The following is an 11,528-nucleotide window of genomic DNA, read 5'->3' as shown; positions in this document are numbered from 1 at the left end:
TCGCCGGATACGAAACTTTCGCCGATGTCGCCCGCCGGTTGCCGGTCTTCATCGAGCAGGTCTACAATATCCGAAGACTGCATTCAGCCCTCGGCTACCGCCCACCCGAGGAATTCGAAACGCTAATTGCCCAGAAGGCGGCTTAGTTCGATGAAGTCCCGTGGTCCAGCCCGAGGGGGTAACTCCAGTAAACATGTTCCTCCGTCAGGAAATTTGAGACCGCGAAGATCCAGCTGCGCACCCCCCAGGCAATGAATTCCAGCGCCTGATCGTCCATGCCGCAGGACAGTTGGATATGCGGGTAACCGCGTGCCAGCAGCTGGACGCCGTTGATATCACCCGAGCTTTCCTTGTGGCGATGGCGTTCTTGGAACGACCAACGCGGTCAAGGAACGCGCGGCCCATTTCGACTGACCTGCGGCCCGGATAATTGGAAAGGATGATCGGCAAGTCGGCGGTGCGGTCGATGGCCAGCGCGTCCAACGCAATTTAGTACTCGGTCGGGACAGAGTAGGGCAGTGTGCCCAGAATAATCGCATCGGCACCGATCTCACGCGCAACTTGGGCCAGCTCTATAGAATCCGGGCAGCTCCCCGGAGTCCGGACGGTAACGGAAGCTACGATCTGACGTTTTCTGGTCTCCAAGGACGAGGAGATCAGGAATGTGTAAACCCCGGAACCATGACGCGGGCTTCACGGCACGCGTGGCGCTGGAAGCCGTGAAGGCGTACGGTGTCGGAGCCGGCGATGATCCACCAGTGGAGCGAGCCATAATCCGCCATTGGTCCGAGAGACAATGCCGAACGGGATGATTGAGCGGGACCATCAGGCGCTGTCGATCGGGGGCGCAGTGTCGCCCGGTTCGTCGATCTCGCGCTCGTGGTTCGACCACCAGCCGGCGGGCGAAACGGAGCAGAACCTCGGGCTGATGCGGCTGGTCGATCGGTAAATCCTGGAGACGCCCCCGGGGTCCGGCAAATGACCGTCTGCAGGGATTTGAGGGACCGTGGCCTCAGTGGGGTCGCGTCCACCTGCAGACATGGCGTGAACCAGAAGTGCATCCGGCGGCTGATGGGGCTCATGTGCGTTCGTTGGGAAAACAGCCCCTCGGACTGTTTTCTGAACCTCCTCACGGCCGATCTACCAGAAGCCCAACACCAGCAAGCCGAGAAAGGCGCAAGACATGTCCCTCCGGCTTGGGCGGGCTGCGGGTGGATCGCCCCGGCCAAGTCTGGTGCGCGGACTTCACCTCTCTGCCGCTACGGCGCATGCGCCGGGCTCGAACTGATAGCGTTCGCAGCCTCACTCTAGAATCACCAGCGGCCCCACGCCGCCCATGGCGGGCAGCCGCCGGCCGGGGGCTATTGGAACAGGCGCAGGCAGCAGCTTCAATCACCCCCGGAAACTGTCCAAGGATCGGAAGGGGTAGCTCAAGATTTCGCCTGAGGATCTGAGGTAGTTCAGCCCTGCCATTCGCCGCAAAGGAGAATGTTCATCAAGCAGTCGTTAGATTTACTATTCCCGCCAGTGAAAGCGAGGCCGGGCAACTGGGAAACTGTCGCTCATGGTGAACACAAGCGGTTGATAGGCGTGAGATGATCAGCATTCCAGCAGCTTCCTCTTTGCAATACCGCAAGGAGGAAGCTGGCCGATGTGCGCGGACGATCAGTTGCGACACGGCGCGCAGGTGATCCCAGCGCAGCCGCTGCGAGGCCTTGCAGGTTGATCGCGACCGGCGGGATGGGTTTTCTGGTCGGCGGCGCATTCTGAACCCGGTGCTCGTTCGGAACACAACGCCCTGAGCGGAGCCGAGGGCGTTGCCATTCCGCCCGATGACCGAGGGACAGAAGCATCCGGACCGCTACTCGCCGCGCGGATAGCGCTTGCTCTCCTCCAGCACGTTCAGGTCCATGTGATTGCGCATGTAGCGTTCGGAAGCGCGTTGCAACGGCTGATAGTCCCACGGGAAATAAGCGCCGTTGCGCAGGGCTTCATAGACGACCCAACGGCGAGCCTGGCTTTCGCGGACCTCGGCGTCATAAGCATCAAGGTTCCAGCGCGCCTGAGCCTGAGCGGTCAGCTGCGCGAGGGTCGCGGCATGTTCGGGGATCTGTGCCAGGTTCGTCAGCTCATACGGGTCGGCGGCCAGATCGAACAGCATGGGTGTGTCTGCTTGGCACAGCGTCAGCTTGTGGTTTCCGTCGCGCAGACCGACCATCGGCGCGACCGAGCCTTCGGCCGCATATTCCATCGGCACCGGCCCGCGCCCGCCTTGACCTTGGGCCAGCGGGGTCAGGTCCTCGCCATCGGTCCAGCGTGCCAGCGCACTGATGTCCAGACCAGCCAGTGCGGCCAATGTCGGCGTCACATCCAGCGTCGAGACCGGATTCTGGACCTGCGCGGGTACCCAACCGGGGACGGCAATCATCAGCGGCACCCGGGCCGACCCCTCAAAGAAGTTCATCTTGAACCACAATCCGCGCTCGCCCAGCATGTCGCCATGATCCGAGACGAACAGGATGATGGTATTATCGCCCATACGGCCGCGCTGCAGCACATCCAGAATCTCGCCGATCTTTTCATCGACATAGCTGATATTGGCGAAATAGCCCTGTCGGGCGCGTCTTGTGTCCTCATCGGTGATCGGGAAATTCCTGTGATCGCAGGCCTCCAGCAACCGCTGCGAATGGCTGTCCTGCTGCTCGAAGGGGAACGCAGGAACCTCGGGGTCCAGCGCCGGGCAATCCTCATACAGGTCCCAGAAGCGGCGGCGTGCGACATAGGGATCATGGGGATGGGTAAAGCTGACGGTCAGGCACCACGGGCGATCGTCCTGACGGCGCGACAGGTCGTAAAGCTTCTGCGTCGCGTGAAAGGCGACCTCGTCGTCATATTCCATCTGATTGGTGATCTCGGCCACGCCCGCCCCGGTGACCGAGCCGAGATTGTGATACCACCAGTCGATCCGCTCACCCGGCTTGGTGTAATCGGGCGTCCAGCCGAAATCGGCTGGATAGATGTCGGTGGTCAGCCTTTCCTCGAAGCCATGCATCTGATCGGGTCCGACGAAATGCATCTTGCCCGACAGCGCCGTGCGGTAGCCGGCGCGGCGCAGGTGGTGGGCATAGGTCGGAATGTCCGAGGCAAACTCGGCCGCATTGTCATAGACGCGGGTGCGCCGGGGCAATTGCCCCGACATGAAGCTGGCCCGCGCCGGCGCGCAAAGCGGGCTGGCAGTATAGGCATTGGCAAAGCGCACCGAGCGCGCGGCCAATGCCTTGAGGTTGGGGGCATGCAGGAAATCCGCCGGGCCGTCGGGGAAGAATGTCCCGTTCAGCTGGTCCACCATCAGGATCAGGATATTCGGACGTGTCATCTTGTTCATCGTGGTCTTAAAGTCCCAGCGCCGCCTTGACTGCGGGCTCTCCCGGCTGTCCGTCCAGCGTGGTCACGCCCGCAAGCCACGGGGTCAGCGCGGCGGGATTGGCCTTGAACCATTCGGTCGCCGCATCCTTGGGGTCGGCCCCGTCAAGGATCTTGCCCATCAGCTGATTTTCCATCTCGATGTTGAAGGTCATCTGCGAAAACAGCTTGGCGGCGTTCGGGCAGGTTTCAGACCAGCCCTTGCGCGCCAGGGTAAAGACCTCGGCCCCGCCGAAATCCGGCCCGAAATAGGCGTCCCCGCCCGAGAGATAGGCGATGTCGAACTGCTCGTTCATCGGATGCGGTGCCCAGGCCAGAAAGACGATGCCCTTGCCCGCACCTTCGTTTCGCGCGACCTGCGCCAGCATGGCCTGTTCGCCGGATTCGACCAGTTCCCATTCGCCAAGGCCAAAATCATTGGCCTCAATCATCTTCTGGATATTGGCATTGGCGGGCGCGCCCGGCTCGATCCCGTAGATCTTCTTGCCGAACTCATCGGCATGGCTGGCGAGGTCGGCGAAATCCTTGATGCCCTTCTCGGCGACCGCCTTGGGCACGGCCAGGGTGAATTTGGCACCGGTCAGGTTCTTGTTCAGCACCTCGATGGCATTCGCGGCGTTCAGGTCGTCTATGAAGGCGGTTTGCGCGGGCATCCAATTGCCCAGAAAGACGTCGATCTCGCCACTCTTCATCGACTGATAGCCGATCGGCACCGACAGCAACTTGACATCTGGAGCATAGCCCAGAGCCTCCAGCACGACGCTGGCTGCGCCATTGGTCGCGTTGATATCCGTCCAGCTGGGATCGGAAAGCCGAAGCGACTTGCAGGCGGCATCGTCCGCATGCCCGGCCGCGGTCGAGGCCGCCAAGGCAAATGCAGTCAGAAAAGCGTGTTTCATCATCGTCGGTTTCATGTCCGTTCCCTGCCAGATTGAATTAGGGCAACTTCCCTGTGCCGGAAGTCGGATTGTCCTCGCACCCCGAACCGCATGGGGAGACGGCGCGCGGAATTATCCTGACGCAAGGCGTCGGAAGTTACCAGACAGGTCCGAACCACGTAAGCAAGAGGTAGCCGGGGGCCTGCCACGAGGTTTCCTCGATCTGATGACCCTCTGCCGTCACGAACTGGGCCTTTCAATGACACAGAGCCGGTTTCCGACCAAAGGCATCCGCCCTGCGACCAATTCCTACGTGGTGGTTTTTCGGCGCACCGCAGGGTGACGTGCTGGTCGCCAACTTCCCCCAATGCGTAAAATGGCAGGCTGATTTGAAGCGCCTGCTCGGCTGCTGCGTCGCCACGAAAACCCGAGGCTCGTAGCCGTGCCCACACCTGACATAAGCCGCATCTCGACCGCATCCATGAGGATGCCGAGTTCAACCGATCTGCTGCAGCTCAAGCTGATCGCCTCGACCTATCCGGGTGGTTCTTTATGGGCAGGTGCGGGCCTTCGACCGACGTATCCAATGCGTGCCATAGGCGTTTGGCTTCAAACCAATCGACATCACCCATTCACGCAGGATCCGGGCATGCTGCCGTGTCGACAGGTGCTCGCCATGATGAACGCGACTTGGCCATAAGAATTCCAAACCCAGCATCCCCGGGTCGGAAATCCAGCGTTCGAGCGATTGGCGGGTCGTTTCGGTATTCTCGAAACGTACCGGTTTGCTGGTCTTGGCGCAGCTCCTTAGGCGGCGAAGCGCCATCGGCCGGATATCGGCATAGGCTCGATCATCCCGCCCGCCCATGCGTCTGGCCGCCGCGAGGTTCGGCCTCCCGCCTTTGTCATTTCAGGTTGCAGACAGGTGGCGATGTCCTGCACCATCAGCTAATAATGTGGGCAGGCTCGTGGTTCCGGATGGTACAAAACGCGATCACGGACTCTGGCCATTTCGCCTTGCCGTCGGTAGGAAAGTGACAGCTACCCGCCGGACTTTATTGGCTTTGCCGGGCGGCGGCAGGACATAGCAGAGCATATCCCAATGACGCAATCACCACCCGTCACCACCATGATATCCGGACAGATCGATCTGATCGAAGAGGTCATTGCCTCTTTTCCGCAGAAGGGTCGCATCCTTGATATCGGCACGGGTTCGGGCGAGGCGGCGCGACGGTTCCATGAAGCGGGCTGGGAGGTGACGGCCACGGGCTTCAACATGGAGGCCTATCTGGATCATTCCTCGCTGCCCGAGGGCATGCGCGTCATTCCGGATGTCGATGTCTGCGACGCCCATCAATTCGAGGATGGCGAGTTCGACGCGATCTGGTGCGCCCATGTGCTGGAACATGTCTCGAATACGGGACTGGCACTGGAGGAATTGCGGCGGTTGCTCAAGCCCAACGGTTGGCTGTTCGTTGCGGTGCCACCCTATAAGGAACAGGTTGTCGGCGGTCACGTGAACAGCGGCTGGAATCTGGGGTCGCTGATCTATGTTCTGGCCGATGCCGGGTTCGCATTGGCTGAAGGGCGCTTCATCCACTACGGCTATAACATCTTTGGTATGGCCCAGCGTGGTCCCGGAAAGCTGCCCGATGGCGCATTGCGCCGGGCGAATGGCGATATCGAAGCGCTTGCCGAGGCGGGGCGTTTCCCCAAGGGCTTCAACCCCGGTCAGGGCTTTTGGGGGCGCAAGCACGCGGTCAACTGGCGTTGGAATCGCGCGCCGCAACAGGTTCCCGCGCCCCGCAAGGAACTGGCCCATCCACCAGAGATCGCACCGATGAAGATAGGTTTTTTTGTGCCCTGGATCACCATGGGCAAGGGCGGCACCGAAAACGTCGGTCAGATGATGGCAAATGCCATGGTCGCCCGTGGCCATGAGGTGACGATATTCACCTTTGACGACAAAAGCGCGCCGTCGCGCTGGCCGTTGGATGACAGGATCGCGCTGGTTCATCTGCCAGAAGCGACCGATGTTCCGGCCGATCAGCGCATGGCGATCGAGGTCGCCAGCCGCAATCTGGACCTATTGGTCGGGCTGCACATGAACCGCACCATGCTGCGGTATGTGCGCTGTGCGCATAAAGTGGGTCTGCCGCTGATCCTGTCCGAGCATATCGACCCGCGTTTCCCCAGTTGGATGGGCACCTTTTCGCCGGATGAGCGTGAGGTCGCGATGGCCGGTGCGACGTTGATCCATCTTCTGCTGGATGACTTCGTCGACACGCTGGACCCGTCGATACGCGGCAAGGCCCGCGTCATCCAGAACACCGTTCCCGAACCCGCGACGCTTGCGGATCACGGCGCCGTCAAGGAGCGGCGGACATTGCTGGCTGTCTCTCGTCTGGTGCCGCGCAAGAACCAGGCGGTCACCGTCGAAGCCTTTGCGCGGTTGGCCAAGGATTTTCCTGACTGGCAGTTGCAGATCGTCGGCGACGGCCAGTTGAGATCGCGGCTTGAGACCTTGGTGACAACCCTCGAAATCCAGGATCAGGTCCAGTTCGCGGGTGAGCATGACGATGTCTACCCGTTCTATGCCGCGGCGGACCTGTTCGTCATCCCGTCATTGTTCGAAGGCTTTCCGCTGACACTTTGCGAAGCCATGGCGCATGGGCTGCCATCCGTAGGGCTCGCGCTTTGCAGCGGTGTCCGTGAGCAGATCAGGGACGGGGAAAACGGCATTCTTTGCGAAAATGACGACGTCGCGACGCTGGAAGCCGCTTTGCGTCAGCTGATGTCGGATCAGGACGCGCGCGCGCGCATGGGGTTGGCCGCGCGCCAGACCTTCCTGGACCGTTTCAGCAATGACGTCATCCACAGTGCCTGGGAAGAGCTTTTCGACGAGGCACGGCACATGCGGCATGTCCGCAAGGCGCCAGACCACGCCACGCTCATGGCTGTTCGGCTGTGGGAGCAGGTCTGGGGCCCGATTACCAAGAATAACGCGATCTGAAAGCGCGGAAAAGGACGAACGATGAGCAATCAACAGGCTTTCCTTCGGTTCAGGGAACTTCTGGAAACGCGGCAATTGTCGCATGATCCCGATCTGGATATCCGGGAGCATGTCCTGTCGCTGAAAAACCAGAAAGCTGGGTTTGGCTATGCGTCGCATGGCCTGAAGACCAGTTTCGGTGCGAACCTGCCCAACCTGTTCCCCAATGCCATTGCCGTCGACGAGGCAGGGATCGATTCCGCCGATTTTTACGTCGCCTTCGGGACGATTTTCCAGCAGCCGGATCACTCGCACAAAGGCGGGGTGAAGCTGTTCAACGCGGCCTCGCCCACGGCTGAGGTCCTGTTCGGAGAAGCCGGTTTTCTTGCCACCACCCATAGCTGGTCCCACAGCTTCAAGGAGCATAACCCCGCCTATGCCTGTCTGGGCTATGTCTATGATGATCTTGCCCACTACTTCATGGCGGATTACCCGAACCGGCTGGTCAGAAAGCTGAACAGCCACGCCGACCCCTCGCCCGAAGAGTTGAACCGGGCGGAAACGCTGCTGCAGCGTATCGTCATGCAGCGGGTCAGCAAGTATAACGCCCAGCCGATGCAGGCCCCCGCCATGACCGAGGGCTACACGCGCCGGGTGCTGGTCTGCGATCAGGCCTATGCAGATGCCTCCACCGTCTACGGCAAGGTGGGCGACGCCGAGTTCGAAAAGATGTTGCTGGCGGCAATCGCCGAAAACCCCGACGCCGAAATTCTGGTCAAGACGCATCCGGATACGGTTTGGGAAAAGGACAAGCGGACCGGCTATTACACCCATCTTCAGTCGACCGGCCGGGTTCGGATGCTGCGCGATCCGATCAACCCCTATGTCCTGTTCGATCTGGTCGACACCGTCTATGTCGGCACCAGCCAGATGGGGCTGGAGGCGTTGTTCGCGGGCAAGAAGGTGGTGACCTTTGGCGCGCCGTTCTATGCGGGATGGGGCCTGACCGACGACCGCCAGAAGATCCCGCATCGGCATCGCAGCCGCAGCCTGGCCGAGATCTTTCACTATTTCTACATCTGGTACACGATCTATCATCTGCCGGGCAAAAAAGGCGTGGCCGAGATCGAGGACGTCTTGTCCTATATCGAGACCAAGCGACCCTATCAGCGCCCGCCGACCGCGGCAGAGATCGCGGCACCGCCAAAAGTCTCGGTGATCATTCCCGTGCATGGCGTCGAGAAATACATCGAGGAATGCATCAACTCGATCCAGATCCAGACTTTGAAGGAAGTCGAGATCATCCCCGTCAACGATGTCAGCCCTGACAACGCGCAGGCCGTGATCGATCGGCTGGCGGTCGAAGACCCGCGCATCCGCCCGATCGTTCTGGAGCAAAACGTCAAGCAGGGCATGGCCCGGAACAAGGGGTTCGAGGCCGCACGCGGGAAGTATGTCTGGCTGCTGGACGGCGATGACTGGCTGTCGAATACCGACATGCTGCGCGAACTCTTTGAGCTTGCCGAAGCCGACGGGCTGGACATGGTGCGGGCCCGCAAGGCCTTTGAGGCGGTGTTCGACGAGAATGACGTGCTGCTGCAGGAACGGCAGGACGGCAGCGAGAAATACTTTACCGAAGCCGTCCGCAAGACCAGCTTCGCTGAAGCTCCACATCTGCTGCACAATCGCCATTGCTGGACCTGGCTTTATCGCCGAGATTTTCTGACCCAGAACGACATCCGCTTCATCACCCCGCAATGGGAGGAGCGCGCCTTCCTGCTGCGGGCACTGGTCAAGGCAAAGGCAATCGGCCTGTCCGCGATGAACGGGCCAGCCTACCGGATCCGCACGGATTCAACGGCGCGTCGTGAACGCGACTCGACCGATTTCGAAATGATGCTGAAGAATTTCGACAGCACCTTCGGCAGCCTCGCCGAGGAGGGTGCGGCGGAACGTGGCAATCCGCTGCGGCATCATCTGAATTTCCAGCTGTCGCAATTTCTCCAGCATATGCTGGTGGCGGGACCCTACAGCTATTATCGTGAGCAGGGTGAGGAAGCCGAACTGGCTTTTCTAAGTCGGCTGCGCGAACAGTTCCTGCGCTTCGATTTCCAGCCCGACGATTTCGTGACGGACATGCACAAGCTGAGCGCCATGCGTCTGGCTGCCTCGGCCTATCCGCTGATGGTGGCGGCCGTCGTCACCGGGCGCTGGGATATTCTGCGTCTTTCCGTCGATCTGGCCCCCATCCCTCAGGATAAGCTTTACCAGATCCTGCTGGCCGAGCCGACCGATGTGGCGACAAGTGGGCTGCAGACATCGCTGTCGATCTATGCCCGAAACCACCGGGCCCAGCCTGTAACCGAGCCGCAGCCGGCTTCCGACCATCCCAAGCCCCGTATCGTCATCCATATTGGTTCGACCAAGACCGGCAGCACCTTTCTGCAGCACTTCCTCGAGAAGAACCGCCCGGAATTGCTGCGGCAGGGGATCTGGTTCCCGGAAGTAGGATTGTTCTGGCAGCCCAGTCGACCGCACAAGCAGGCCGGACATTCCCAGTTCAACCGCGCCGCGCTCAAGGACGATCCCAAGCTGCGAGATCACATCCGGCGCGGGCTGGAGTTGATGGATGGGCGCATCCATACGATCGTGCTGTCCAGCGAGGCGTTCTTCCTGAATGAAAACTCGCCGCTTCTGGCGGATTATTTTGCCGGACATCCCGTCGAAATGGTGGTCTATCTGCGCCGTCAGGATGAATGGGCGAACTCTCAGTACTGCGAATTCGTCGCTGGCGGCGCCGTCGGACGGGTCAAGGTGCCGATCGATGAATGGCTGACCCTGCCAAAGACCGAGCAATGGCTGGACTACCGCGTGCCTCTGACCGCCTGGAGCGAAAAGATCGGCCAAGAGAACGTCCATGTCCGGGTCTATGATCGTGGCGAATTCGTCGACGGAGATCTGCTGGCCGATTTTGCCCAAGCGACCGGATTGCCCCAGTTGCTGGACATGCCGCGTCCGGTCGAGCTTCAGCAGAACGATGCCCGTCTGTCTGCCGGCCATGTCGAGTTGTTGCGCCGGTTCAACGGACGTCGATTCCAAAGCCGTGACTCCTATTTCAATTTCATCGAGGAAGCCGGCTCACGTCTTACCGAATGGCGTAAGGAACGCGGGCTCCCGCTGCCCAAGCCATGGGTCCTGACCGAACAGCAGGCTGATGCGCTGATGCAGCACGTCGAATTGGCGAACGCCGCCATCGCCAAGGAGTATCTGGGCCGTGATCGCGACCTGTTCGGTCCGCGCGCCGCGATTCCGGAAGCTGTTCCGATCTTTGAGGAAGAGGAAGATCTGGTCAGGAAAATCTATCGGCGCTATCGCAGGAAACCCAAGGTAATCGTCGAACCCGTGGCACCACCGCCCAAGGAGGTTCCCGTCGCGATTGAGCGTCCGGCGCCGAGGATCGTCAATTATGGGGTTCTGGGCTGGCGGCTATGGTTGCTGACGCCGATCCTCGGGGCTGTCTATGCGCGCTTTGCGACTCCAGAGCGGCTTGATGAGTTCAAGTCAGAGCCATTCGAGTTCTCGCGCAGGCATTGGGCGCGCCGGCGGCCTCTCGTCGCCCGTCTTGTCTATCCCGGTGGCAATTCGATGGGTCCGTTCGGGATCTTCCGTCTGGCGGTTCCGGTCGCGCGAGGTCTGATCGGCGTTACGGGTCGGCCCGAAATGCAGAAAAAATTCGATCGCGATCCGATCCTGTTCGCGCGCAATATGCGAAGCCCGTGGCGGCGAGCTATTGGCAGGGTGTTTTTCCCGATTGGAGAAAAGTTCTGACGTTCCAGAAGGAGTAGCGTTGCGGGCCCTCTAGCTACGCAGGTCTGGACCTGTCGCTCGGTCGAAAAGGCCCTGCTGTCACCTAGGGCGTGTTGCGGTCCATTGTGGTTAGGCGTGCAATTTTGATTCCCAGGTGTTTTGTTTTGTCCCCTTCTCCGTCTGCTTCGGATCAGCAGATGGAGAAAAGGGATGAAAGAGGAGGTTACGATCGCGCAGGTCCAGCGGGCCTTCTATGTCCAGCGGTGGTTGATCAAGTAGATCGCGCGAAAGCTGTATGTCTCACGGAACACAGTGCGGAATATCCTTCGCTCTGATGAGACGGTGCTCAGCTACAAGCGAACCTGCCAACCCTTGCCGCTGGTTGTCCCTTAGCAAGGCCAACTCGAGCAATTTCTGCCCTCGAACCT

The 11,528-nt window shown here is 60.5% G+C and carries 6 protein-coding genes and 1 pseudogene; 3 read left to right on the top strand and 4 right to left on the bottom strand.

All coding sequences use genetic code 11. The features are described from left to right. Nucleotides 1-190: 190 nt before the first annotated feature. Nucleotides 191-585: pseudogene (locus IB235_RS25320) on the bottom strand (dihydrodipicolinate synthase family protein); the annotation flags it as partial. 211 nt (nucleotides 586-796) lie between these two features. On the opposite strand from IB235_RS25320, the gene IB235_RS21530 reads away from it, so the two are divergent. Then, on the top strand, nucleotides 797-949 hold the full coding sequence (locus tag IB235_RS21530) for a hypothetical protein (RefSeq protein ID WP_192338472.1): 153 nt from the start codon (nucleotides 797-799) through the stop codon (nucleotides 947-949). A gap of 912 nt (nucleotides 950-1,861) precedes the next feature. On the opposite strand, the gene betC is transcribed toward IB235_RS21530, so the two are convergent. The 3 genes from betC to IB235_RS21515 form a co-directional block, all read right to left on the bottom strand. Continuing rightward, entirely contained in the window at nucleotides 1,862-3,376 is a 1,515-nt protein-coding gene (gene betC / locus IB235_RS21525) for a choline-sulfatase (protein WP_192338471.1), read from the bottom strand. A gap of 16 nt (nucleotides 3,377-3,392) precedes the next feature. Then, complete coding sequence (gene choX, locus IB235_RS21520; protein WP_225612519.1) at nucleotides 3,393-4,337, bottom strand: choline ABC transporter substrate-binding protein; 945 nt, start codon at nucleotides 4,335-4,337, stop codon at nucleotides 3,393-3,395. Nucleotides 4,338-4,851: 514 nt separating this feature from the next. Continuing rightward, nucleotides 4,852-5,169, bottom strand: a complete 318-nt coding sequence (locus IB235_RS21515; protein ID WP_192338470.1) for a hypothetical protein — start codon at nucleotides 5,167-5,169, stop codon at nucleotides 4,852-4,854. A 234-nt stretch (nucleotides 5,170-5,403) separates the two neighbouring features. Between IB235_RS21515 and IB235_RS21510 the strand changes: the two genes are divergently transcribed. Then, nucleotides 5,404-7,314, top strand: a complete 1,911-nt coding sequence (locus IB235_RS21510; protein WP_192338469.1) for a glycosyltransferase — start codon at nucleotides 5,404-5,406, stop codon at nucleotides 7,312-7,314. 21 nt (nucleotides 7,315-7,335) lie between these two features. Then, complete coding sequence (locus IB235_RS21505) at nucleotides 7,336-11,121, top strand: glycosyltransferase (RefSeq protein ID WP_192338468.1); 3,786 nt, start codon at nucleotides 7,336-7,338, stop codon at nucleotides 11,119-11,121. Nucleotides 11,122-11,528: the final 407 nt, after the last annotated feature.

This window comes from Paracoccus sp. PAR01 (assembly GCF_014851995.1).
GTDB lineage: Bacteria > Pseudomonadota > Alphaproteobacteria > Rhodobacterales > Rhodobacteraceae > Paracoccus > Paracoccus litorisediminis.
Note: the sequence above shows the minus strand (reverse complement) of the source record. Positions and strands in the feature narration are given on the sequence as shown.